24 protein-coding genes and 4 tRNA genes are annotated in these 23,758 nt (G+C 69.4%); 16 read left to right on the forward strand and 12 right to left on the reverse strand.

What is annotated here, in order from left to right:
- The first annotated feature begins 1 nt into the window (after position 1).
- The 6 genes from JHW38_RS05335 to JHW38_RS05365 all read left to right on the forward strand — a co-directional run bounded on the left by JHW38_RS05335 (position 2) and on the right by JHW38_RS05365 (position 5,988).
- Positions 2-1,123, forward strand: a complete 1,122-nt coding sequence (locus JHW38_RS05335; protein WP_207526268.1) for an STM4014 family protein — start codon at positions 2-4, stop codon at positions 1,121-1,123.
- Complete coding sequence (locus JHW38_RS05340; protein WP_207524967.1) at positions 1,116-1,949, forward strand: STM4013/SEN3800 family hydrolase; 834 nt, start codon at positions 1,116-1,118, stop codon at positions 1,947-1,949. Before JHW38_RS05335 ends, JHW38_RS05340 begins: the two co-directional genes overlap by 8 nt.
- Positions 1,946-3,322 carry an STM4012 family radical SAM protein gene (locus JHW38_RS05345; RefSeq protein WP_207524968.1) on the forward strand — a complete coding sequence of 459 codons (1,377 nt, stop codon included), beginning with the start codon at positions 1,946-1,948 and terminating at the stop codon, positions 3,320-3,322. The genes JHW38_RS05340 and JHW38_RS05345 overlap by 4 nt, the downstream gene beginning before the upstream one ends.
- 2 nt (positions 3,323-3,324) lie before the next feature.
- On the forward strand, positions 3,325-4,218 hold the full coding sequence (locus JHW38_RS05350) for an STM4011 family radical SAM protein (RefSeq protein WP_207524969.1): 894 nt from the start codon (positions 3,325-3,327) through the stop codon (positions 4,216-4,218).
- 149 nt (positions 4,219-4,367) lie between these two features.
- Positions 4,368-5,117 (forward strand): hypothetical protein, encoded by a 750-nt coding sequence (locus JHW38_RS05355; protein WP_207524970.1) that lies wholly within the window; start codon positions 4,368-4,370, stop codon positions 5,115-5,117.
- Positions 5,118-5,355: 238 nt separating this feature from the next.
- Complete coding sequence (locus tag JHW38_RS05365; protein ID WP_242691226.1) at positions 5,356-5,988, forward strand: DUF1294 domain-containing protein; 633 nt, start codon at positions 5,356-5,358, stop codon at positions 5,986-5,988.
- 17 nt (positions 5,989-6,005) lie between these two features.
- Here the strand turns inward: JHW38_RS05365 and JHW38_RS05370 are convergent, their stop codons facing one another.
- Positions 6,006-7,424 (reverse strand): cellulase family glycosylhydrolase, encoded by a 1,419-nt coding sequence (locus tag JHW38_RS05370; RefSeq protein ID WP_207524971.1) that lies wholly within the window; start codon positions 7,422-7,424, stop codon positions 6,006-6,008.
- Positions 7,425-8,018: 594 nt separating this feature from the next.
- On the opposite strand from JHW38_RS05370, the gene JHW38_RS05375 reads away from it, so the two are divergent.
- Both JHW38_RS05375 and JHW38_RS05380 read left to right on the forward strand, forming a co-directional pair.
- On the forward strand, positions 8,019-8,522 hold the full coding sequence (locus JHW38_RS05375) for a hypothetical protein (RefSeq protein WP_207524972.1): 504 nt from the start codon (positions 8,019-8,021) through the stop codon (positions 8,520-8,522).
- Positions 8,523-8,538: 16 nt separating this feature from the next.
- A complete protein-coding gene (locus JHW38_RS05380) occupies positions 8,539-9,834 on the forward strand; it encodes a hypothetical protein (protein WP_207524973.1) in 1,296 nt (431 codons plus the stop codon).
- A gap of 97 nt (positions 9,835-9,931) precedes the next feature.
- On the opposite strand, the gene JHW38_RS05385 is transcribed toward JHW38_RS05380, so the two are convergent.
- The 6 genes from JHW38_RS05385 to ppsR form a co-directional block, all read right to left on the reverse strand.
- Positions 9,932-10,007 (reverse strand) — tRNA-Glu (locus JHW38_RS05385).
- A gap of 53 nt (positions 10,008-10,060) precedes the next feature.
- Positions 10,061-10,136 (reverse strand) — tRNA-Ala (locus JHW38_RS05390).
- Positions 10,137-10,220: 84 nt separating this feature from the next.
- A tRNA-Glu gene (locus JHW38_RS05395) sits at positions 10,221-10,296 on the reverse strand.
- Positions 10,297-10,342: 46 nt separating this feature from the next.
- Positions 10,343-10,418, reverse strand: a tRNA-Ala gene (locus JHW38_RS05400).
- 45 nt (positions 10,419-10,463) lie between these two features.
- Entirely contained in the window at positions 10,464-11,000 is a 537-nt protein-coding gene (locus tag JHW38_RS05405) for a DUF1249 domain-containing protein (RefSeq protein WP_207524974.1), read from the reverse strand.
- Positions 11,001-11,316: 316 nt separating this feature from the next.
- Positions 11,317-12,138, reverse strand: coding sequence for a posphoenolpyruvate synthetase regulatory kinase/phosphorylase PpsR (gene ppsR / locus JHW38_RS05410; RefSeq protein WP_207524975.1), 822 nt, complete (start codon positions 12,136-12,138; stop codon positions 11,317-11,319).
- Between the two features lie 158 nt (positions 12,139-12,296).
- On the opposite strand from ppsR, the gene ppsA reads away from it, so the two are divergent.
- The 3 genes from ppsA to JHW38_RS05425 are packed head-to-tail and all read left to right on the forward strand — an operon-like array spanning position 12,297 to position 16,067.
- Positions 12,297-14,675: a phosphoenolpyruvate synthase gene (ppsA, locus tag JHW38_RS05415; RefSeq protein ID WP_207524976.1), complete on the forward strand. Its 2,379-nt coding sequence runs from the start codon at positions 12,297-12,299 to the stop codon at positions 14,673-14,675.
- An 8-nt stretch (positions 14,676-14,683) separates the two neighbouring features.
- Positions 14,684-15,652, forward strand: coding sequence for a mechanosensitive ion channel family protein (locus JHW38_RS05420; protein WP_207524977.1), 969 nt, complete (start codon positions 14,684-14,686; stop codon positions 15,650-15,652).
- 4 nt (positions 15,653-15,656) lie between these two features.
- Positions 15,657-16,067 (forward strand): DUF6508 domain-containing protein, encoded by a 411-nt coding sequence (locus tag JHW38_RS05425; protein ID WP_207524978.1) that lies wholly within the window; start codon positions 15,657-15,659, stop codon positions 16,065-16,067.
- Between the two features lie 37 nt (positions 16,068-16,104).
- On the opposite strand, the gene orn is transcribed toward JHW38_RS05425, so the two are convergent.
- Positions 16,105-16,686: an oligoribonuclease gene (orn, locus tag JHW38_RS05430; protein WP_207524979.1), complete on the reverse strand. Its 582-nt coding sequence runs from the start codon at positions 16,684-16,686 to the stop codon at positions 16,105-16,107.
- 64 nt (positions 16,687-16,750) lie between these two features.
- Between orn and JHW38_RS05435 the strand changes: the two genes are divergently transcribed.
- From JHW38_RS05435 to JHW38_RS05450, 4 genes are all read left to right on the forward strand, one after another.
- A complete protein-coding gene (locus JHW38_RS05435) occupies positions 16,751-17,233 on the forward strand; it encodes a DUF2721 domain-containing protein (protein ID WP_207524980.1) in 483 nt (160 codons plus the stop codon).
- Positions 17,234-17,435: 202 nt separating this feature from the next.
- Positions 17,436-17,921, forward strand: coding sequence for a DUF2721 domain-containing protein (locus JHW38_RS05440; RefSeq protein WP_242691227.1), 486 nt, complete (start codon positions 17,436-17,438; stop codon positions 17,919-17,921).
- 759 nt (positions 17,922-18,680) lie between these two features.
- Positions 18,681-19,817 carry a Cache 3/Cache 2 fusion domain-containing protein gene (locus JHW38_RS05445; RefSeq protein ID WP_207524981.1) on the forward strand — a complete coding sequence of 379 codons (1,137 nt, stop codon included), beginning with the start codon at positions 18,681-18,683 and terminating at the stop codon, positions 19,815-19,817.
- Between the two features lie 43 nt (positions 19,818-19,860).
- Positions 19,861-20,472 (forward strand): hypothetical protein, encoded by a 612-nt coding sequence (locus JHW38_RS05450; RefSeq protein WP_207524982.1) that lies wholly within the window; start codon positions 19,861-19,863, stop codon positions 20,470-20,472.
- 126 nt (positions 20,473-20,598) lie between these two features.
- Here JHW38_RS05450 and tadA read toward each other — a convergent pair whose 3' ends face one another.
- Together tadA and JHW38_RS05460 are read right to left on the reverse strand one after the other, a co-directional pair.
- Positions 20,599-21,084: a tRNA adenosine(34) deaminase TadA gene (gene tadA, locus JHW38_RS05455; protein ID WP_278249805.1), complete on the reverse strand. Its 486-nt coding sequence runs from the start codon at positions 21,082-21,084 to the stop codon at positions 20,599-20,601.
- A gap of 129 nt (positions 21,085-21,213) precedes the next feature.
- Complete coding sequence (locus JHW38_RS05460; protein WP_207524984.1) at positions 21,214-21,723, reverse strand: DUF1993 domain-containing protein; 510 nt, start codon at positions 21,721-21,723, stop codon at positions 21,214-21,216.
- Between the two features lie 285 nt (positions 21,724-22,008).
- Between JHW38_RS05460 and JHW38_RS05465 the strand changes: the two genes are divergently transcribed.
- Positions 22,009-22,554, forward strand: coding sequence for a TetR/AcrR family transcriptional regulator (locus JHW38_RS05465; protein WP_242691228.1), 546 nt, complete (start codon positions 22,009-22,011; stop codon positions 22,552-22,554).
- A gap of 23 nt (positions 22,555-22,577) precedes the next feature.
- On the opposite strand, the gene JHW38_RS05470 is transcribed toward JHW38_RS05465, so the two are convergent.
- Together JHW38_RS05470 and JHW38_RS05475 are read right to left on the reverse strand one after the other, a co-directional pair.
- On the reverse strand, positions 22,578-22,910 hold the full coding sequence (locus JHW38_RS05470) for a hypothetical protein (RefSeq protein WP_207524986.1): 333 nt from the start codon (positions 22,908-22,910) through the stop codon (positions 22,578-22,580).
- 380 nt (positions 22,911-23,290) lie between these two features.
- Positions 23,291-23,449 carry a hypothetical protein gene (locus JHW38_RS05475; protein ID WP_207524987.1) on the reverse strand — a complete coding sequence of 53 codons (159 nt, stop codon included), beginning with the start codon at positions 23,447-23,449 and terminating at the stop codon, positions 23,291-23,293.
- Positions 23,450-23,758: the final 309 nt, after the last annotated feature.

Genomic DNA, 23,758 nt, shown 5'->3' on the forward strand with positions numbered 1-23,758 from the left:
GCTGATCGGCCCGCGCGACAGCCGCAGGCTGCGCGGGCTGCAACAGGCGCTGCGCGAGCGCGGCCTGGCCGCGGCCGAAGAACTGCATTACGAAGACCTGCTCGCCGCGCCGCTAAGCGCGGCCGAGCGCATCGCCGCGCGGCCGGGCGCGCTGGTCAAGATCGAATCGCCGGGCGAGGCGCCGGCGCTGCACGCGGCGCTGATCGAGCGCGGCTGGCGCGCGCTCGGCGGCGCCGGCGCGCCGCCGCGGCCGCTGCGCCACGGCGAGCTGGCGCACCAGCATTGTTGGTACGCCGGCTTCCGCGAACTGCTCGACGCCCTGCCCGCGCGCGCCGGCTACCTCAACCCGCCCGACGACATCGCCGGCATGAGCGACAAGCTCGCCTGCCAGCGCCGCCTGCGCGCGCAGGGCATCGCGATTCCGCCGCTGCTCGGCGAGATCGACGGCTACGAATCGCTGCAGGCGCTGCTGCGCGAACACGACGCCGATCAGGTCTTCGTCAAGGCGCGCTACGGTTCCTCCGGCGCCGGCGTGCTGGCGTACCGGCGCAATCGCCTCGGCCGCGAGGTCGCGTACGGCTCGGCCGAACTCAGCGAAGACGGCGGCGAAACCCGCGTGTTCAATTCGCTCAGGCCGCGCCGTTACGACGACGGCGCCGGCATCGCCGCGCTGGTCGATGCCATCGCCGCGCAAGGCGCCTACGTCGAACGCTGGATTCCCAAGCCGCGCGCGCCCGACGGCGGGCACGGGCATTACGACATCCGCGCCATCGCCCTGGACGGCTTCCTGCGCCACCGCGTCGCCCGCGTCGGCAGCGGCCCGCTGACCAACCTGCACCTGGGCAACCGCCGCGGCGCGCTGGCGCAGTGGCTCGACGACGCGGCCATGCACGCGCTGGAAATCGCCACCCAGCAGGCGGCGATGGCGTTCCCGCGCAGCCGCATGATCGGTTTCGACCTGATCCTGCGCGAGGGCCGCAGCTGGGTGCTGGAAGCCAACGCCTTCGGCGACCTGCTGCTCGACCTGCCGTGGCAGGGCCTGAGCACGTATCAGGACCAGGCCCTGCTGCGCCCGGTGCCCGCGCCGCATACGCCGCACGCGCCGGAGCCCGCGCATGTCTGAGCGCGCCGCCCGCTACGACAATCCCGACATGCGCGCAGTGGTCGGCCAGCGCGACCTGCTGCTGCTCACGCTCGATACGCTGCGCTACGACGCCGCGCAAGCATGCTTCGAACGCGGCGAGCTGCCGGTGCTGGCGCGCCATCTGCATGCGCAAGGCTGGGAACGCCGCCACACCCCCGGCAGCTTCACCTACGCCGCCCACGCCGCGTTCTTCGCCGGCTTCCTGCCGACGCCGGCGCGGCCGGGGCCGCATCCGCGCCTGTTCGCGCTGGATTTCGAAGGCAGCGAAACCACCGCCGCCGGCACCGCGGTGTTCCGCGACCGCGCCGACATCGTCGCCGGCCTGGGCGACGCCGGCTACCGCACGATCTGCATCGGCGGCGTCGGCTTCTTCAACAAGCGCAATCCGCTCGGCTCGCAGCTGCCCGGCCTGTTCGACGAAAGCCACTGGCACCCGGGCCTGGGCGTGACCGCGGCCGATTCCACCGAACAGCAGGTCGCGCTGGCCTGCGAACGCCTGCGCAGCGCGGAACTGCGCGACCGGCGCTGCTTCGTGTTCGTCAACGTCTCCGCCCTGCACCAGCCCAACCGCCACTACCTGCCCGGCGCCGACGCCGACGGCTATGCCAGCCACTGCGCCGCGCTGCGCTACGTCGACGCTGCGCTGGCGCCGCTGCTGGACGCGCTGCGCGCGCGCGGCGGCGCCTTCGCCATCGTCTGCTCCGACCACGGCACCGCTTACGGCGAGGACGGCTTCCACGGCCACCGCCTCGCCCACGAAACGGTCATGACCGTGCCCTACGCGCACTTCTTCCTCGATCCATGAACGCCGTCGTCCACGAAACCGCCGCGCCCCGCCTGAGCGACCTGCTGCGCCTGCCGCCGTACCAGGCCTATTCGTATTCCTATCCGCACAAGACCGCCTACCGCCCGCTGCAACCGCCGCGCAGCCTGCGCGAGCTGTGGGCCGGCGAGCCGCGCGACGCGCTGTTCCTGTACCTGCACGTGCCGTTCTGCTCGTACCGCTGCGGCTTCTGCAACCTGTTCGCGCTGGCGCGGCCGGAGCCGGCCAAGGTCGAGCGCTATCTGCAACAGATGGAACTCCAGTTGCGCGCCACCGCTCAGGCGCTCGGCGAACACCGCTTCGTCCGCTTCGCCATCGGCGGCGGCACCCCGAGCTATCTCGACGCGGCGCAGCTGCGGCGTTTGTTCGACATGGTCGAACGCCACGCCGACATCGACCTGCACGCGATGCCGGCCGGCATCGAGGTCTCGCCGGAAACCGTCGACGCCGACAAGATGCGGCTGTGCCGCGAACGCGGCATCGACCGGGTCAGCATGGGCATCCAGAGCTTCAGCGAAGCCGAAGTGCGCGCGCTGGTGCGGCCGCAGCAGCGCGCCACGGTCGAGCAGGCCATCGCCGCGATCCGCGCCGCCGGCATCGCCACGCTGAACCTCGACCTGATCTACGGCATCGCCGGGCAGACCGTCGCCAGCTTCCTGGCCTCGATCGACAGCGCGCTGGAACACCGTCCTGAAGAACTCTATCTGTATCCGCTGTACGTGCGCCCGCTGACCGGGCTCGGGCGGATCGAAGCCAAGGCCGGCGCGCGCCTGCCGCTGCAGGCCGAGCCGATCGACGAACGCCTGGCCTTGTACCAGGCCGGCCGCGACCGCCTGCTCGCCGCCGGCTACCAGCAAGTGTCGATGCGCATGTTCCGCGCGCCGCACGCGCCCGACGTCGCCGCGCCGGTGTACTGCTGCCAGAGCGACGGCATGGTCGGCATCGGCTGCGGCGCGCGCTCTTACACCTCGAGCCTGCACTACTCCAGCGAATACGGCGTGGCCCGGCGCAGCGTCGCCGAGATCCTCGAGCATTACCTGGAGCGCGACGAAGCCTCGTTCGCGCTCGCCGACTACGGCATCGCCCTGGGCGAGGAAGAACGCCGGCGCCGCCACGCGATCCAGTCGCTGCTGATACGCCCGGGCCTGGACCGCGCCGACTACCGCCGCCGCTTCGGCGCCGATTGCCTGGAGCAGTTGCCGCAGCTGCGCGAACTGTTCGAGCACGGCCTCGCCGTCGAGGGCGAGACGCTGATCGAACTCACCGACGCCGGCCTCGCCCGCGCCGACACCATCGGCCCGTGGCTGGCTTCGCCGGGCATCGTCCAGCGCATGCGCGACTACAGGCTGGACTGAGCATGGGCTCGACCGAGCGCACGCACCTGTCCCTGCTCTATCGCGGACGCCTGAGCAGTTGCAACTACGATTGCGGCTACTGCCCGTTCGCCAAGACCTACGACAGCCGCGAGGCGCTGCGCCGCGACGCCGCCGACCTCGCCCGCTTCGTCGGCTGGGCCGGGCAGCAACGCATGGAACTGTCGGTGCTGTTCACCCCCTGGGGCGAAGGCCTGGTGCGCCGCCATTACCGCGACGCCCTGGTCGCGCTGAGCCGCATGCCGCACCTGCGCCGCGCCGCGATCCAGACCAACCTCTGCGTCGGCCTGCGCTGGCTCGACGAGGCCGACCTGGGCAAGCTCGCGCTGTGGTGCACCTACCACCCGACCCAGGTCAGCCGCGCCGCCTTCCTCGCCCGTTGCCGCGAACTGAGCCGGCGCGGCGTGCGCCACAGCGTCGGCATGGTCGGGCTGATCGAAGACCTCGACGAGATCGAGGCGATGCGGCGCGAACTGCCGGCGGCGACGCCGATGTGGGTCAACGCCTACGATCCGCGCCCGCCGGACTACTACGACGCCGCGCAGGTCGCCCGGATCGAAGCCGTCGACCCGCACTTCCGCTACAACCTCGACCCGCCGCCGAGCTTCGGCGCGCCCTGCCTCACCGGCGACGACGTGGTCTCGGTCGACGGCGACGGCGAAGTGCGCCGCTGCCATTTCGTCGCCGCGCCGCTCGGCAACCTCTACGACGGCAGCTTCGCCGCGCAACTGCGCGCGCGCACCTGTCCGAACGCGCGCTGCGACTGCTACATCGGCTACGCGCACCGCCCGGACCTGCCGTTCCAGCGCGACTACGCCGGCGGCGTGCTGGAACGGGTGCCGCTGGCTTCCGGCCCCGCAGCCGCCCGGCGCGCCTAGCCGCCGGCGTCGATCCGGCTCCACCGACGGCATAGGGGAACCCGCGCCCTCGCTCGTCTACCTGTAGCGGCGCCCGTCCCGACGGCCCCGCCCCCTGCCAGCCGCCGTTGCGAGCGGCCCAGGCCCCCTTCTTCGCAAAGGACCGCAGCATGCCCAACACCACCCTCTCCCACGCCCTGCCCAAGGCCTTGTTCGTCGCCGCGCTGGCCGCGCTGACGTTCGCGCCGGCGTCGTTCCCGGCGCACGCGGCCAAGCCGTCCAAGAGCAAGGCCGCCAAGGCCGCGCCGGCCAAGAACACGCTCAAGCCCGAGCAGGTCGCCGAGCTTTACGCCCAGGTCTCGCTGCGCCAGGACGTCGAGGCGACCGCGCAGCTCAACGCCTACCTCAAGCCGCTGTTCGCCAAGGACGAAACCCCGATCCAGCTGGCCGACACCGCGGCCCTGGACGCGCAGTACGACGGTTTCGCCGCGGCGATGCTGGAAGACATGCCGAAGGTCGACAAGAAGAAGGCCCAGCCGGCGCTGGCCGCGGCGATCAAGCGGGTCAACGTGATCGCCAGCGGCGCCCAGTGCCGCGGCCTGTCGAACCGCGAATACGCCAACGAGTACGTCAAGAACGGCCGCATCGCCGAGGTCGCGATGGAGTGCACCGTGCCGGCGCTGAGCGCGCGCCTGCAGGACGTGCTGGCGGGCAAGGGCGATCCGGCCAAGCTCAAGACCAAGAAGCTGCTCGAAGGCGTGACCGAGTTCGGCAAGGTGCTCGATCAGGCCGGCAGCCGCGTGATCCCGGCCAGCATGAAGCTGTACGCGCCCGGCAAGGGCCAGCCGTGGTCGACCGGCGGCGCCGACGAAATCGTCGAGACGGTGCACAACGGCATGTACGGCGCTGCGGCCGGGTAATCGCGACCGACGCAGAGCGCCCGCGAAAGCCGCCCGAGGGCGGCTTTCGTCTGTGCGCCGAACGCTCACGACGGCCTCGCGCTGTCCGGCCGCGGCGCGGGACAAGCGCGGCGGCCCGTGTTATCCATCGCCGCGAGGCGGCCGGAATCGGCCGCCCCGGGGACCTCGCCGCGACGGCGCGGCCGGTCTCCAGCCCCCGATCGCGTTGTAACGCCCATCTATCCCGAAGGACGCCGGAATGCGGCTGGCAGGTCGAATCTCCGATTGGAACGACGACAAAGGCTTTGGCTTCGTCGTCCCGCACGACGGCGGCGCGCGCGCGTTCGTACACGTCAAGGCGTTCCAGCCCGGTTCGCCGCGCCCCACCGACGGCGACCTCATCTCCTACCGCGCGGTCAAGGACGCCAAGGGCCGCACGAACGCGGTCGAGGCGCGCTTCGCCGGGCAGCGGATCGAACCACCGCCGACGCGCGCCGCGCTGCCTTCGCTGCTGCGCCGCATCCCGCGGACGGCCTTGGGCGCAACCGCGTTGCTGGCGGTCGTGGCGCTGGCGCCGCTGGGGTTCGTACCGCTCATCGTGCCGTCGGCGCAGCTGCTTTTCAGCTTCTTTTCCTACCTCGCCTACTGGCGCGACAAAGATCTGGCGACCGCGCAGCAAAGCCGCATTCCCGAGAACTGGCTGCACCTGCTGGACCTGCTCGGCGGCTGGCCCGGCGCGCTGATCGCGCAACAACAGTTCCGCCACAAGACGGTCAAAGCTTCGTTCCAGGCCGCGTTCTGGATCACGGCGGCGCTCAACATCGCGGCGGTAACGATCGCCGTGCGCATGGGCTGGGCGCAGACGGCGACGCGCTTGCTGCTCGGCGATTAGACGCCCGGCCGCAGCCGTCAGCGGCCGTGCCCCCACCAATACGAATAAGCCTGCGCATCGCGCTTGAGCGCCTCCAGGTTGGTCCCGGTGCCGCGGTCCGACGTCAGCTGCCAGTCGAACCAGCTCAGCTGCTTGCGTTCGAACGCCTGCTGCATCCACACGTAGCCGTCGATGGGATCGTGGCAGCCGTCGTAGTAGCAGATCGGCGACGCGATCCCCTCGCCTGCGATCACCGGCGCCAGCGCGCGCATGCGCTCGTAGTCGCGCGTCGTCGTCGAGAAATAGCTGTGCGCCGACACCACCGCATTCGCGCGCGACCAATCGAAACCGTAGCGGCGGGTGAACGCGTCGACCACCGCGACGCCGTCGCGCTGCGTTGAATCGTCGAAGTTGCGGATCAGGGCGAAACTGAACATCACGATCGGCGTCGCCGGCGCCGCCGCGCGCACCGCGTCGTACAGCCGCTTCTGGCTTTCCAGGTCGTAATCGCTCCAGGTCTTGGGTTCGAACTCGGCCGCCGCGCTGCCGCTCTCGCCGCCGTTGCCGGGCTCGTTCATCAGCTCGTACACCACGTGCGCCTCGTCCTTGTAGCGCGGCGCCACCCGCTGCCAGAACGCCAGCGCCCTGGCCCGGTCGTAACGGCCGGCCTCGACGTTGTGGTAGTCGATCATCAAGGTCAGCCCGCGCGCGCGGGTCCAGGCCACGAACCGGTCCATCTGCGCGATGCGCTCCTCGATGTCGTAGTCCTGCGGACGGCGGAAGTCGTCCATCACCGACAGGCGCAAGGCGTTGAGTTCGTAGCGCACGAACCAGTCGAGGTTGGATTCGACCTGCGCCCACTCGAATTGCTGAGTGTTCTTCTGCAGCCAGTAATCGCCGCCGCGCAGCGGTTGCCCGGCGGCGTTGCGCAAGGTGCCGCCGGCGATGCGCGGGCGGCCGTCGGCCGCGGCCACGTCGAGATCGAAGCGGTACACGTTGTTGCCTTCGTCGGATTCGCCGATGCGGTCGACGTCGTCGGCGATCGCGGCGATCCGGTAGCGGCCCGGCGCGGCCGGCACCCAGCGTCCGTCGGCGCTCGCGGCGACGCCGCCGCTGGCGCGGTAGACGCGGCTCGTGCCGGGCGCGAGCGCGGCGGCATCGTCGCCGGAATAGGTCGTGTACTCGTCGTGGCCGTCGACCAGGAACAGCACGCCGTGGGTGACGCCGGCCGGCGTGGCCGCGTCGCCGCGATTGAGCAGGGTCGCGCGCAGGCGCACCGGCGCGCCCGCGACCGGCGCGTCGACCGCGCCGGCGCCGGTCACGACCAGGTCGGGCGCCGCCGCGGCCGCGGCCAGCGGCAGCAGCGCCAGCGCCAGCAACGCGCCGCGCAGATGCCGCGCCCGGCGCGGGTCGGCGGTTCGCAGCGCCGCAAACACGGATCCGGAATCGATGGACATGGGCGCAATCTCGACGGGACGGGCCACCGATGCTCGACCGGCCGCGCCGGCCCGACCGTGACTGCAGCGGCGCTTCTCCGCGCGGTTACAAAGCGCCCTGACGACTGTCAGGCCGCGGAGGTGCGCGGCGCGATCCGGCATGTGACGGCATCGAAGGTATTTGCCGGCCGCCGCGATCCCCGGCGCGCAAACCAACCGGAACCCGGTTTCCCGGGCTCGCTCGGTTCAGGCATTCGGCGCCCCCGGGATCCGGGCTCACTCCCTGCAACGCCGCACGGGTAAGCTCGCAGGACCGACCTGGCGCCGGATTCGAAGCCCCACGACGCCGGCAGGCAAACGCTCCAGCGAACCGCCCGTTCAGCCTTCGGACGGCGTCCCCAGTCCAGCGCATTCCACGTTGTCTTGGGGGAACCGCGCCGTTAGGCTTCGGCTGGCCAGGCGCCCCCGCGCCGGCCTCGTCATCAGGGAGGGTGCATGTCGATCCGGTCCGCCCTTGTTTCCACCGCCCGCTCGTCGCTGCTGCTGTGCGCGCTGTGCGCCGCGGCCTGCGCGAGCTCCGGCGAATCCCCCTCAACGGCCAAGGAGAACGCCGCAATGACTGCAAACTCCACCCTCGCCGAGCCCGCCGGGCTCACGGCGCAGGATCTTTCCGAGCGCGTGCTCAAGCTGATCCAGAGCGTGCAAGGCATCGGCGACCTCGCTCCCGACAAGCTGCGCGAGACCACCGGCCTGCCGATCGTGGTCCATTCCGCCAACGACTACGGCGCCAACGGCCCGGTCGCCGGCGTCTGGTACTACGGCCTGCGCTCGATGTCGCCGGACGCCGCCAGCGTGCCGAACCGGGTGCTGTTCCAGCTCAGCGACCAGAGCGACAGCGACGCCGACATGAGCCCGGTGTGCGTGCCGATCGAGACCTACGAAAAGACCCTGGTGTCCGCCGGCTTCTCGTCGAAGAAGCTGCGCAACCGCCACGACACCCAGGACTACTGGGAATTCACCCGCGGCAAGGTCGGCGCGACGGTGTACGTGCGCGGCAAGAGCAATCCCGCCGACGCACAGACCTGCGTGTCCATGGTGATCGTCGAAACCGCCGTCTGACCGGGAGCACACGGACATGCCGACCCCGCAAGAACAACTGGACCAGATGCTCAAGGACTTCGAGGCCGCGCACAAGACGGCCACGGACAACCCCGGCAAGAACTTCCGCGACCTGATCAACAACACTCCGCAGCTCAAGGCGGACGTGCTCGAGTCGATCCGCAAGGGCAATCTCGAGAAGTTCGAGGGCATCGCCGGCACCCAGCCGCTGGGCTACTACCGCGCGGAAACCGATCCGAGCGGCCCCGGCAAGACCCTCGCGGTCTCGCTCGACCAGCTCAACGACTCGGCGACCAAGACCCAGACCGCGAACAGCATCCGCTTCACCCTCGGGCATGAGATCCAGCACGGCGTCAACCGCCAGGACATCATCGACCAAGACAAGCTGATGCGCGACCAGGCCAAGGCCACCGCCAAGACCCCGTCGCCGCACGACTACACCGACGAGCTCAAGGCCTACAACGCGACCTCGCGCAAGGTCGAGAGCACGGCCGAAATCGCCGGCTTCAACACGCTCGGCTCGTACGTCAAGTCGAAGAACCCGAAAGCGACGCTGAAAGATCTGTACGACGCCTCGCCGGACGACATGAAGATGTACATCAAGGAGGACCTGACCAAGTCCCCGCCGACGTACACCGCGCGACCCGGCCTGACCATCGGCGCCGACCTCAAGATCGCCTCCACGCCGCAGAACGTCGAAGCGATCGGCAAGCTGTTCTACGACGCCAACGGCTATCCGAAGAACGAAACCGGCCGCGCCCTCGGCATGATCCGCGAGGAGGAGGTCAAGGCCCTGCTCGATGCGCGCAAGACCAACCCGACTCAGGCCGCGCCCGAGATCCGGGTCGACCTCAAGGAACTGAAGCTGCAGGGCATGCACCTGCCGGGCGGCTTCACCGACAGCAGCCGCCCGCGCGTGCAAGGCGGGCCGGACGGCGCCGCGCCCGCGAGCGCCGATCCGCGCCACGCCGGCAATCCCGACAACGGCTACTTCAGCGCCGTGCGCGGCAAGGTCGACCCGTCGGTGCCCGACAACGCGGTCGCTTACGCCGTGTCGCAGGCCAAGAAGGAAGGCCTGAACGATCTGTCCAAGGTCAACCTCGACCAGGTCGGCTACGCCAACGGCAAGGTCTGGATCGGCGGCAACACCCCGGGCGTCCGGGTCGGCGTCGATCCGGCCCAGGCGCCGCCGATGGAGCAGGTCGCGCGCGACCTGCAAGCCCAGCAGCACGCGCCCGATCCCGCGCGCGACCACAATCGCGCGCAGAACCAGGGACAGGAAACGCAACAGCCCGCCGCGATGGCGCGCTGACGCGCAGCGCCGGCCTTCCCTCGCGGGAACGCCGGCGTTCTTTTCGACGCACGCAAACGAACGAGCCCGCTTGCGCGGGCTCGTTCGTTTCTGCGTTTGGCGTCCCCACGGGGATTCGAACCCCGGTCGCTACCGTGAAAGGGTAATGTCCTAGGCCTCTAGACGATGGGGACAAAACTGGTCGGATTTTCCAGAAAACCCCGCGGACCCTTTCTTTCCGAGGAGTTGGTGGAGCCAGCCGGGATCGAACCGGCGACCTCCTGCATGCCATGCAGGCGCTCTCCCAGCTGAGCTATGGCCCCACGCGCTGGAAACTCTTTATCGCATCGAAACCCGACAAACTTGGGCTTCAATATAAAACCCCCTGGCCAAGGGGGTTTTGGGTGTGGCGTCCCCACGGGGATTCGAACCCCGGTCGCTACCGTGAAAGGGTAATGTCCTAGGCCTCTAGACGATGGGGACAAAACTTTGGTATTGCTCTCCTCGGAACCCTTTCGTATCCGAGGAGTGGTGGAGCCAGCCGGGATCGAACCGGCGACCTCCTGCATGCCATGCAGGCGCTCTCCCAGCTGAGCTATGGCCCCACGGGCTGGAAAGACGAACATCTTAGCGGGCGTTCAGCGAAGTCGTCAAGCATTCATCGCTGAATTTTTTGCCGCTCCAGCGTGCCCTTCTCCATCAGGATCGGACGGCGCCGGGGCGAGTTCGACGGGGCGCAATCTTGTCATGCCATGCCCGCGTTCGGCTAGATACTCGAGCCACTTTCCTAAAAAAGTATTCATGCGCATGCGATGGCCGAGCACTTGCGCCGGCGGCGGATACAGACCGATCACGTCCTGCCAGCGCCGCCCCACATAGCAGTGGGTCGCCTCGACCTGATGCGCGTCGTGATACAGGCGCAGGTACGCGGACGGATCGGGTTCGCCGGTCAGCGGATCGACCAGCGCATAGGTCAGCCGCAGCTCGGTGGTGTAGCGATGCTGCTCGAGCACGTGCAGGCGCAGATCCAGGCCGTCGCCGACCTGCGACAGATACACGCCGCGTTCGAGCCCGGCCGGCTCGAACATGCGGGTGAGGCGTTCGTGATTCTCCGCGTACAAGCCCATCAGCCAGCCGAAACGGCTGAGCTTGGGGATGCGCGCGAAGCGGGAGGCGGTATGCGTCATGCACGCGATCCTACACGCTGGAAGGGCCGCGCGGCAGGATTGACGGAATCGCAAAAAACCCTTAAATTATAGGCTCTTTCGCACTGCCGGCGGGCTCGGCAGAATCGCTTCGCGACAGCACCGCCCGCCCGCCGCCATTCAGCATCGCGCACTCGCGCCGCTTCCCTGCCCCGCTCCCTTACGCGCCGCTGCGGCATCGCAGCCTCGCGTACGCGCTTCGCGCGGCCTGCGACTGTGTCCGCAACGCTCGGAAAAACGGCCCGGCACGCCATCGCGCACCGGGCCGCAGTCTTCGCAAACAGCCTGAACGCCGGGTTCAGAACATCTCGCGGTGGATCCCCAAGGTGTTCATGACCTTGCTGGCGATCTCCTCGATCGAGGTGTGCGTGGTGCTCAGGGTCGGAATGCGCTCGGCGCGGAACATCGCTTCGGCCGCGAAGACCTCGCTCTTGCAGGTCTCGAACTTGGCGTAGCGCGAATTCGGCCGGCGCTCCTGGCGGATCTGCTGCAGGCGCACCGGATCGATGGTCAGCCCGAACAGCTTCTGCCGGAACGGCCGCAGCCGCGGCGGCAGACGGTCGTGTTCGAGGTCTTCCTCGGTCAGCGGATAGTTCGCCGCGCGCACGCCGTAATGCAGGGCCAGGTACACGCAGGTCGGGGTTTTGCCGGCGCGCGAGACTGCGACCAGGATCAGGTCGGCCTCGTTGTAGTCCACGCTCTGGCCGTCGTCGTGGGTCAAGGCGTAGTTCATGGCGTTGATGCGGCGGTGATAGCTGTCGAAATCGACGATGCCGTGGGCCTGGTTGACGCGGCGCTGGCGGGTCTCGTGCAGCTCGCGCTCCAGCGGCTCGATGAACGGCGCGAAAACGTCGAGCATCAGCGCCCCGCTTTCGGCCAGCGCCGCGCCGACCTCGCCGTCCATGCACGAATTGATGACCACCGGGCGCACGCCGTAGCTCACCGCGGCCTCGCGGATCTTGCCGGCGACCTCCTGCGCCCGCTCCACCGTATCCACGAACGGGATGCGGTCGGTGACGAACTGGGTGTCGGTGAACTGGGTCAACAGGCTGTGGCCGATGGTCTCGGCGGTGATGCCGGTGCCGTCGGAAACGTAGAAGACCGGGCGGGTTCCTGCCATCGATAACCTCGTCTGAGAAAACGGTGCCAGTCCGAAAACGCCCCGGCGCCAATACAAAAAGCCCGCCGGATCAAGCTTGTATGCCCCGGACGCACGGGCGATCATATCGTCTTGGCCGCGCCCCCACGCGTCCTAGCCCCCCTCGGAGATAGTGTGTCTTGAACGAGAACATCCTCTGGCTGCACGCGCTGCGCCTCAACGATCTGGCCCGCGTCGGCGGCAAGAACTCCTCGCTTGGCGAGATGATCGGCAACCTGGCCAACCTGGGCGTATCGGTTCCCGGCGGCTACGCCACCACCGCCGAGGCCTTCAAGGCCTTCATCGCGCACAACGACCTGCACCAGCGCATCTTCGACCGCCTCGCCACGCTCGACGTGGAAGACGTGCCGGCGCTGACCCAGGCCGGCGGCGAAATCCGCGGCTGGGTCATCGACGCACCGCTGCAGCCCGACCTGGACCAGGACATCCGCGCCGCCTACCGCGAACTGGCCGCGCAGAACGGCGGCGGCGACATCGCCGTCGCGGTGCGCTCCTCGGCCACCGCCGAAGACCTGCCAGACGCCTCGTTCGCCGGCCAGCAGGAAACCTTCCTCAACGTGACCGGCGAAGACGACGTCGTGCGCAAGGTCAAGGAAGTCTTCGCCAGCCTCTACAACGACCGCGCCATCGCCTACCGCGTGCACCACGGCTTCAAGCACGAGGACGTGTTCCTGTCCGCCGGCGTGCAGCTGATGGTCCGCTCCGACGTCGGCGCGTCCGGCGTGCTGTTCACCCTCGACACCGAGTCGGGCTTCCGCGACGTGGTGTTCATCACCTCCAGCTACGGCCTCGGCGAAATGGTCGTGCAGGGCGCGGTCAATCCCGACGAGTTCTACGTCTACAAGCCGACCTTGGCCCAGGGCAAGCCGGCGATCCTGCGCCGCAGCGTCGGCGCCAAGCAGCTGCGCATGGTCTATTCGGACGCGCCCGACGAGCGCGTACGCACCGAGGACACGCCGGCGCCGCTGCGCAGCAAGTTCTCGATCGACGATGCCGACGTGCACGAGCTGGCCAAGCAGGCGCTGGTGATCGAAAAGCATTACGGCCGTCCGATGGACGTGGAATGGGCGAAGGACGGCGTCAGCGGCAAGCTGTTCATCGTCCAGGCGCGTCCGGAAACGGTGAAGTCGCGGGCCAAGGCGACCCAGATCGAGCGCTACCAGCTCGGCCAGCGCGGCCCGGTGGTCGCCGAAGGCCGCGCGATCGGCCAGAAGATCGGTTCGGGCGTGGCGCGCGTGGTGCGCAGCCTCGACGACATGGGCCGGGTCCAGCCCGGCGACGTGCTCGTCGCCGACATGACCGATCCCGATTGGGAGCCGGTGATGAAGCGCGCCGCGGCGATCGTCACCAACCGCGGCGGCCGCACCTGCCACGCGGCGATCATCGCGCGCGAACTCGGCGTGCCCGCGGTCGTCGGCACCGGCAACGGCCTGGACGCGATCAAGGAAGGCCAGCTCGTCACCATCAGCTGCGCCGAAGGCGACACCGGCTACATCTACGACGGCGCGCTGCCGTTCGAGCGCCACGTCGCCGATCTCGACAAGATGCCGCCGGCGCCGCTGAAGGTGATGATGAACGTCGCCAACCCCGAGCGCGCGTTCGACTTCGCCATGCTGCCCAACGCCGGCGTCGGCCTGGCGCGGCTGGAGATGATCATCGCCAGCCACATCGGCATCCATCCCAAGGCGCTGCTGGAATACGCCTCGCAGGACGCCGCGACCAAGAAGAAGATCGACGAGAAGATCGCCGGCTACGGCGACGACCCGGTCCAGTTCTACGTCGACCGACTGGCCGAAGGCATCGCCACCATCACCGCGTCGTTCGCGCCGCATCCGGTGATCGTGCGCCTGTCGGACTTCAAGTCCAACGAATACGCCAACCTGATCGGCGGCTCGCGCTACGAGCCGCACGAAGAGAATCCGATGATCGGCTTCCGCGGCGCCAGCCGCTACGTCGACCCGTCCTTCACCGATGCTTTCGCTTTGGAGTGCCAGGCTGTCCTCAAGGTGCGCGAGCAGATGGGCCTGACCAATTGCTGGGTCATGATCCCGTTCGTGCGCACGCTCGACGAGGGCCGCCGCGTGGTCGAAGTGCTGGAAAAGAACGGGCTCAAGCAAGGCGAGAACGGTCTCAAGATCATCATGATGTGCGAGGTTCCCTCGAACGCGTTGCTCGCCGACGAGTTCCTGGAGATCTTCGACGGCTTCTCGATCGGCTCCAACGACCTGACCCAGCTCAGCCTCGGCCTCGACCGCGACTCGGCGATCGTCGCCCAGCTGTTCGACGAACGCGATCCGGCGGTCAAGAAGCTGCTGGCGATGGCGATCTCGGCCGCGCGCGCCAAGGGCAAGTACGTCGGCATCTGCGGCCAGGGCCCGAGCGATCATCCGGACCTGGCCGAGTGGCTGATGCAACAGGGCATCGAGTCGGTGTCGCTGAATCCCGACACCGTGGTCGACACCTGGCTGCGTCTGGCCAAGGCCAAGGGCCAGGGCTGAGTACCGGCATGGCGAAAACCGACGCCGCCCAGACCGCTGCCAAGGCCGCCGCTGCCAAAACGCAGGCGTCCGAGTCCCTGCTGGGGCTCGGCGCCGGCTTCGACTTCGACAAGCTGATGCTGTGGGCCCAGACCCAGGGCCTGAAGCTGCTCGCGTCGCTGGCGATCCTGCTGATCGGCCTGTGGATCGCCAAGCGCCTGTCGCGCGCGCTGGAGCGGGTGATGACCCGCGCCAACATGGAAGTGACCTTGCGCGGCTTCCTGCGCAACATCGCGTATGCGGTGATGGTGGTGGTGGTCGCGGTGGCCGCGCTGCAACAGCTCGGCGTGCCGATGACCTCGGTGCTGGCGGTGCTCGGCGCCGCCGGTCTGGCGATCGGCCTGGCGCTGAAGGACTCGCTGTCGAACATCGCCTCGGGCGTGATGCTGATCGTGCTGCGCCCGTTCCGCGCCGGCGACTATGTACAGGCCGCCGGCATCGAGGGCACGGTCGAGCAGATCCGCGTGTTCCAGACCCGCCTGCGCACCGTCGACAACCGGGTCATCGTGCTGCCGAACAGCCTCATCACCACCGCGGTCATCGTCAACTTCACCGCCAATCCCAAGCGCCGCATCGACCTCACCGTCGGCGTGGGCTACGACGACGACCTCAAGCTGGCCAAGGACACGCTGCTGGCGCTGGCCGGCGCGCATCCCAAGGTGCTCAAGGAACCGGCGCCGGAAGTGCTGGTGACCGCGCTGGCCGAGAGCAGCGTCAATCTCGAACTGCGCGCCTGGGCCAAGACCGGCGACCTGGTCCACACCAAGAGCGATCTGGTCGAGGCCATCCGCAACGATCTGATCGGCAAGGGGCTCAACATCCCCTACCCGCAGCGCGACCTGCACGTCTATCACCACGATGCCGATGGCCGGCCGATCGGCGAGGTGCTGACGAAGGCGGTGGCCGACGACGGCGATGTCGCGGCGGCGAAGAAGTAAGCGCATGTCCGCCGCACTGCCGACCCCGCAGGACTGCGCCGAACTGCTGGCGTTCCTTCCGCGCTTCCAGGAGCCCGGGTTTCGCGCGGTGGTCGGCTCCGACTACCGCGTCGACGCCGCGACCGGCCAGAAGTTCTGGATCGGCCCCCGCTATCACCCGAGCGTGGCCGAGTTCTTTCATGTGCTCGGCGCAACGCCGTGCTGGTTCGATCGCGAGTACGACCGGGGCCGTTGCGGCGCACTGTTGCAAGATCCCGACGCCATCGCCAGCGCCGATCTGACCACGCTGCGCTCGCTGCTTACCGCCTGCCAGCGCGCCGAGCGCTTCGGCGAGGGCGCGTGGGGTGCCGCGGTCGATCAGGGTTACATCGCCGCCTTGCTGACACGGCTACAGGCCCTGGCGCGAGACGCCTGAGCGCCTGCCGCGCGACGCGCGAACGCTGCGGGCGACCTCAGCCCTGCCCGCCCAGCTTGCCCATGAAGCCGCGGTAATGCTTCAACTCCGCGATCGAGTCGTGCACATCGCTCAGCGCGGTGTGCTTGCTGTCCTTGTGCATCCCCGCCAGCACCTCCGGCGCCCAGCGCCGCGCCAGTTCCTTGACCGTGCTGACGTCGAGGTTGCGGTAGTGGAAGTACTTCTCCAGCTTCGGCATGCAGCGGTGCAGGAAGCGGCGGTCCTGGCAGATCGAATTGCCGCAGATCGGCGAGGTGTTCGGCGCCACCCACTGGGCCAGGAACTCCAGGGTCGACCGCTCGGCGTCGGCCATCGCCACGCCGTGTTCGAGCACCCGCTTCCACAGCCCGGACTTGCCGTGCTGGTTGCGGTTCCATTCGTCCATCGCCTCCAGCCGTTCCAGCGGATGGGCGATGGCGAGTTCCGGACCTTCCGCCAGCACGTTGAGCTGGGCGTCGGTGACCACCGTGGCGATTTCCAGGATCGAATCGCGGTCGGTGTCCAACCCGGTCATTTCCAGGTCGATCCAGATCAGCCGGTGCTCGTGTCCGTGCCGCTCGTGTCCGGAGTGTTCGCTCATGGCCTCGCCGTAGCTGTGCGTGTCGCGGCATGATAGCCCACCCGCCCCCGCTGGCCGCGCCGCAATGAGCACCGCCCCCGACGTCCACTACGCCATCCTGACCGCGATGCTGGCGCCCGCGTTCTTCCTGACCGCGACCGCGTCGCTGCTGCTGTCGGCCAACAACCGCCTGGCCCGGGTCATCGACCGCGCCCGGGTCCTGCTCAAGGAACTGGCCGAGACCGAGGACGCCGAGGAGCGCGAGCTGATCGAGCGCCACATCCTGCGCCAGAAGAAGCGCAGCCGGATCATCCTGCGCGGCAGCCAGCTGCTGTACACCGCGATCAGCTTCTTCGTCGGCACCAGCCTGACCGTGGCCGGCGACGCCGTGCTCGGCTACCGCCTGGGCCTGGTCCCGACCGTGCTGGCCGCGTTCGGCGTGCTGTCGATGTTCGCCGCCAGCCTGCTGCTGGCGCGCGAATCCTCGCTGGCGGTGGAGGCGGTCAACGAGGAGATGGACCACGGCCACGCCAGCGCGGTCAAGCGCTGGGCGCGGCCGCGCGGCTGAGCCGCTGCGGGCGGCGCCAACGGGATTCTGCGGAAGGGGCTTCAGGCCCGACGCTTTCCGATCCGCTGCCGCAGAGTCCGCACCGAGACCCGCGCCGACAGCGCCGGGCCTCGAGCCACTTGCGCAACAGCAGGCCGCGCTTGCGGCATCATGGCAGTCCACGCCGCCCGCGGCGCCCGCCTCGCGCCTGCGCGCCACCGCCATGATCGATCCGCTGCAACTGAGCTCCCACTACGCCGTGGTCTCGGCGATGATCACGCCGGCGTTCTTCCTCACCGCCACCGCCTCGCTGCTGGTGTCGTCGAACAACCGGCTCGCGCGCGTGGTCGACCGCATGCGCCAGCAACTGGCGACGCTGGAGGACACCGTCGACGAGCACGCCCGCCAGTACCTGGAGGCGCGCATCATCCTGCACCGCCGGCGCGTGCGCCTGATCCTGACCTGCCTGCAGCTGCTCTACGGCGCGATGACCGCCTTCGTCGGCACCAGCCTGGCCATCGGCATCGACCAGTTCGCCGACTACCGCCTGCGCGGCGTGCCGACCGGCCTTGCGATGTGCGGCGTGCTGCTGGTGCTGGCCGCCTGCATCAACATGGGCCGCGAAGCGCGCATGAGCGTGAGCATGCTCGACGCCGAGGTGAAGCGCGAGTTCGACCGCGACAACGGCCGCGGCCAGAAGCGCAGCTGAACCCACGCGCCCTGTTCCGCGCAGGCGCGCCGCGGCGTCCGCGCTGAAAACGGCATCGCATCACAGATCGAAATCGGACGCGCAAGGCCGCGCACAAAGTTTCGATGCACAACTTGCATGCGCGAACCGGTAGTACGCGCGGCCGCGTCCGCACCGCCCCGCATGCGCAGCCGCGGCCTGGTCCGTTCGGCGTGCCGCGACGAATCGCCAGTGCAGGTTTCGGCGCCGCCGCGATCACGACTTCCGCATACCCGATACGCCCGATCCAAGCGTATACGCCATCCGCACGAATGCCGGCTCGCCGCGCCGCGTGTCGGCGCGCACATGCCGCGCAAGCGCTCCGCACAGTTCGCCGCAGTCGCGAGCGCCAGACAGGCGACAGCAAATCCTTCTGCGACTGCCCGCACGAATCGCGAACGAGGGCAGCCGATATGCTGCGCGCACGAACGTCCCAGACTTGCAGCTCCGCGTGATCAATCGATTCTTCCGTTCAACGCGCGCAGCGCACGGCATCAACAAAAACCCACCGATCGTCCCACTCAAGTTGCGCAGACCGTCCTGGACGGCCTCGCCGCAACGCAGCCCACGCACGCCGCAGGCGCGTTGTGAAACCAAAAACGATGCCGCACCCTTGCGTCCGCCGAACGGCCGCGGGTGCGCGCATCGGGCACGGAGCGCCCCGCCGCATCGTCCGCGCAACCGCGCGGCGACGGTCGCACACGCATTCGTTCATCCACGCGCTCCAGGGGAATAAAGCCGATGTTTCTTCACTCTTTGCGGGTGCGCCTGCTGTTGCCGGTGCTCGCGCTGGTGCTGGTGTCCGTGGTCGTGCTGACCGTGGCGCTGGCCATGAACCAGGCCAGCCACGTCCGCAGCGACGCCGCCCAATCGATCGAACGGCGCACCCAGGCGCTGCAAAGCCTGTTCTCGGTGACCCGCTCGGTCATGCTCGACCGCACCCACGATGCGATGCGCCTGCTGCGCAGCGAAGGCCGCCGGCTCGGCGCGGCCAGCCTCGGCGGCCGGGTCACCGTCGGCGGCCGCGCCGCCAACGATCTGGTGCTCGGCGGCGTGTCCCAGGCCAACAACTTCGCCCTGGTCGACGGCGTCACCGCGATCGCCCAGGGCACCGCGACCTTGTTCGCGCGCGACGGCGAAGACTTCGTGCGCGTCGCCACCAACGTGCGCAAGGACGACGGCAGCCGCGCCATCGGCACCCAGCTCGATCCGCTCGGCCAGGTGATTCCGCACATGCGCAAGGGCGAGGCGTTCTACGGCGTGGTCGACATCCTCGGCACGCCCTACGTCACCGGCTACGAGCCGATCTTCTCCGACACCGACAGCCAGCGCGCGATCGGCGTGTGGTACGTCGGCTACAAGACCGACCTCAAGGCGCTGTCGGAAGTCGTCGACGCCAGCCAGGTGCTGGAGTCGGGCTTCATCGCGGTGTTCGACAGCAAGGACAAGCTGCGCTTCCATTCCAAGACCGGCGCCACCAGCGACGCGGCGCTGATCGAGCGCATCGCGCACGAGCTGCCGTCGGATTGGGTGGTCGACAAGCAGGACGTGCCGGGCTGGGGCTTCAGCCTGGTGTCGGCCTATCCCAAGAGCGACGTCAACAAGGCCATCACCCGCCAGTCGCTGTGGATCGGCAGCATCGGCCTGATCGTGTGCGCGCTGATCCTGGGCCTGCAGTGGGGCCTGATCTGGAGCCGCGTGCTCAAGCCGATCCAGCACCTGACCGTGGTCGCCGAAGAACTCAGCGTCGGCAAGTGGGGCCACACCATCGAGGAGACCGAGCTGAAGGACGAGATCGGCAAGCTCGCCCGCGCCATTTCGCGCCTGTCCTACAGCGTGCGCGTGGCGATGGAACGATTGGCCAAGCTGTCGCGCTGACGCCCTTCGCCCCACGCCGACCTAAGGACTCAGGGAGCCCGGCATGAGCAACGATTTCCGACCGCTGGTGCAGGTGCTGCGCGAGATCAAGATGCTGGCGCAGAAGCGATCTTCCGGCTTCGCCTACATCGTCACCGAAGACAACCACTCCTGCATCGTGCGCCTGCATCAGGGCCAGATCCAGGAAGTGGTGTACCGCATGCTGCGCAACGAAGAAGCGGTGCAGCGCCTGTCGATGGTGTCGGCGGCGAAGGTGCGCTTCGAAAGCAGCGGCATCGCCGCGATGCCGCCCGGCCGCGCGCCGCTCAGCGAAAACTCGATCGAGTGGCTGCTGGGCGGGTTCGAGCACGACCTGGGCGGCCAGCAGTATCAATACGCGCCGGCGGCGACGGCTTCGCCGCCGCCGGCCGTCAACGGCGTCGCGCCGCCGGAAGCGCCGGTGGTCGTGGTCAATCCGCACGTGCGCCAGGCGCTGGAACAGATCGCCCTGAACTACCTCGGGCCGATCGCCGGCATGCTGTGCCAGGAAGCCTTCGACGCCGCCGGCGGCGATCCGCAGAAAGCCATCGTCCAGTTGGCCGGGCAGCTGTATTCGCAGCAGGAAGCGCAGCGCTTCAGCGAGGAGGCGCGCAAGGCGTTGGCGGCGTTGCGTTGAAGCCGGATCGGGGGTTTCGCCGTAGCTGAGGCATCGCGGTCGCGGCTCGCGCCGCTCCTGCAGGGAGCCCATGTAGGAGCGGCGCGAGCCGCGACCGCGACACAACGCTTGCGACGAAACCCGCTGTTAACCCGGCCGCCCGCGCTTGCGCCGGAAATACGCGCTCAACCGCGCACCGGCTTCTTCGCCGAGCACGCCGCCGAGCACCGCCACGCGATGGTTGTGGCGCGCATCGGCGAGCAGGTCGAACACGCTGCCGGCCGCGCCGGTCTTGGGATCGAAGGCGCCGAACACCACCCGCGCCACCCGCGCGTGCACCATCGCCATCGCGCACATCGCGCAGGGTTCCAGGGTCACGTACAAGGTGCTGCCGATCAGGCGGTGGTTGCCGATGCGCTGGCCGCCTTCGCGCATCGCCACGATTTCGGCGTGCGCGGACGGATCGTGCTGGCCGATGTTGCGGTTCCAGCCTTCGCCGAGCATTTCGCCGGCGGCCGACACCAGCACCGCGCCGACCGGGATTTCGTCGTACTCGCGTTCGGCACGCTCGGCCAGATCCAGCGCGCGGCGCATCCAGTAGCGGTCGATCTCGTCCTGTTGTGGCTCGCTCACGTTCGCTCCCGCAGCGGCGCCGCATCGACGCGGCGCCCGGGCGCGATTATGGTGCAGCCGCGCCGCGCGCGCATCCGCTGCGCGCATGCGCCGCCGCGAGCGCAGCGCGCGGCGCGGCGGCGCGCGCGATCAGGCCGCGCCGCGCAGATAGTCCATCTTGCCCAGCGGCACGCCGAGGTGGCGCAGGATGCCGTAGGCGGTGGTGAGGTGGAAATAGAAGTTCGGCAGCACGAAGCCGCGGATGTAGTCGCGGGCGATGAAGGTCAGCTCGCGGCCGCCGGGGCGGATCACGATCTCGCGCTCCTCCTGCCCGTCCATGCTCTGCGCCGGCACGCTGCGCAGGAATTCCTGGGTCTTGGCGATGCGCTCGCGCAGTTGTTCCAGCGTGGTTTCGTCGTCGGGAAAGCTCGGCGGGGCGATGCCGGCCAGGCGCGCGGCGCCGAACTTGGCCGCGTCGCTGGCCGACTGCACCTGGCCGATCAAGGTGTACATGTCCGGCGCCAGCCGGCCGGTCAGCAACTGCGCGGGGTCCTGGCCCTGTTCGCGGGCATGGGCGACGGCGCGGTCGAGCAGGTGCGAAAGCACGTCGAGGCCGCGCTGGAAGGCGGGCACGGAGATGTCGTAGAGCGAAAGGCTCATGGGGTTTCCTGAGAGTCCTGGCGTGTTGCGTGGCGGGGAAACAGCGTGGGACGGGCCGCGCGCATCGCGCGGGCCGGCCGAGTCTGAGCGCTTGCCCGGCATGGGTCAACGAATTTACTATCGCCCGTTATGAAATTCGGCGTTGCAAAACCGGAGCGATCCGGCGGCGGGACTGCGTCCGCGACCGACGCGTCTGCGGGCGCTTGCGAGGCGGCCGCGCCCGCCCCTCGCCGCCCACGCGGCCGCCCGCGCGGCTTCGACCGCGAACAGGCGCTGGAAACGGCGATGCACCTGTTCTGGCAACGCGGCTACGAAGCGACTTCGATCAGCGAACTCACCGCCGCCGTCGGCGTCAGCGCACCGAGCCTGTACGCGGTGTTCGGCAGCAAGGAAGACCTGTTCCGCGCGGCGCTGCAACGCTATCTGGAGCAGTTCCGGCGCGAACGCGGGCAGTTGCTGGCCGCGCCGGGGCTCAGCGCGCGCGCGGCGTTCGAGGCGCTGTTCGAGGCCATCGCCGACGGCTTCGGCCGCTGCCCTGCCCGCTCCGGCTGCATGCTGGTCGCGGCCGAAACCGGCGGCCTCGGCGAGGCCGCCGCGCATCTGCGCGAAGTGCTCGGCGCGCACCGCGCCGGCATCGAAGCGGGCTTTCGCCAACGCATCGAACGCGGCCAGCGCGAAGGCGACGTGGCCGTCGGCGTGGATGCGGCGGCGCTGGCCAAGTTCCTGTCGACCGTGGTGCAAGGCCTGTCGATCCAGGCCCGCGACGGCGCCGGCGCGGAGCCGCTGCGCGAGGTGTTGCGCACCGCCTTACGGGCGTGGCCGCCGGCCTGAGCCGCGCAGTCGCACGCAGGCGCTCAAGGTTGCAGATACGGCCGCGTCGCCGCCGCAGCCGTGCCGGCGGCTCGCGTGGGCAAGCGCGCCAACCCGCGCGGCAGCGCCGCGGCGCAATGCGCCGTGGCTCGCACCGGCGCCGTCGCGGCCACCGCGCGCGGCGTGCGCGCGGCCGCCGCCGCGGCTGGTTCGTCGCGGATCGCGATCGCCAACAAATGCGGCAAGGCCAGCAACGCCGCGGCCAACGGGAGGTACCTCTCCATGCGCTTCTCCTGATCGGGCTCGAACTGCCGGCGGCGGGGGAGCCAGGGCCGGCTTGCATCAAGACGACGAACCGGAGCGCGCCGATTCGACATCGGCGCCTCGACTGCGGCGCGACGGCGGTCGCCGGCTCGCGCGCGGCGCGCCGGGCGGTCTTGAGCCCGCACAGGCTACGGGGCATTGCGGCCTGGAATTGTCCTAATTCAGGCAATCGGCGCGAATCGCGACGCGGGTCGGCGCAGATCGCGCCCTGGCGAAACGGATGGGTCGTGGGAGGGGCTTCAGCCCCGGCGCTTTCGGCTCAGGCCGCAATCGAAGCGGACGGACAGCGGATCGAACAGCGTCGGGCCTGAAGGCCCGCCACAGCGTCCTGGCCGCCGCAGCCGCAGCGAAGGCCGCGGCACGGCGCACAGGCCGGCGCTGCGGCAACGAAAAGGGGGCGGTCGCCCGCCCCCTTCGCGCACACCAAGCCGGCTCAGCAGCCCGGCGAGCAGATCGCCCAGCAACGCGAATCCGGCTGGTCCGGATCGCAGCTGCTGCAGCACGGCCGCGCAATCGCGGACACGCTGACGGTCAGGCCGAACGCGAACGCACAGCAGGTCAGGAACAGCTTGGCGCGGGACATCCTCATCATGACGAACTCCTGTCTTCGGTGGCGATGGCCGGGCGCGCGCATCCGGCGGCGCAAGGCGGAGAGGCCGGCGGCGATGGCCGTCCGGCGCGAAGGCCGCGGGTCCGTCCGCGGCGGGGCAGCGCGCGCGCGGGCGGGCCGGCGTGCGATGCGGTATGAGCGGCAAGAGCGCCGCGGCGACGGCGGGGTTCGATGCGGGCGCTGGCGCGACCGGCCGGCACAGGAGCGGCGACGACAACCGCGCGCCGCCGGGAACGCGCGCGCAAACCGATGCATCGGGCCGTTACGACTGCGGACATCCATGATCCTCCG

The organism is Lysobacter enzymogenes (assembly GCF_017355525.1).
Classification (GTDB): Bacteria; Pseudomonadota; Gammaproteobacteria; order Xanthomonadales; family Xanthomonadaceae; genus Lysobacter; species Lysobacter enzymogenes_C.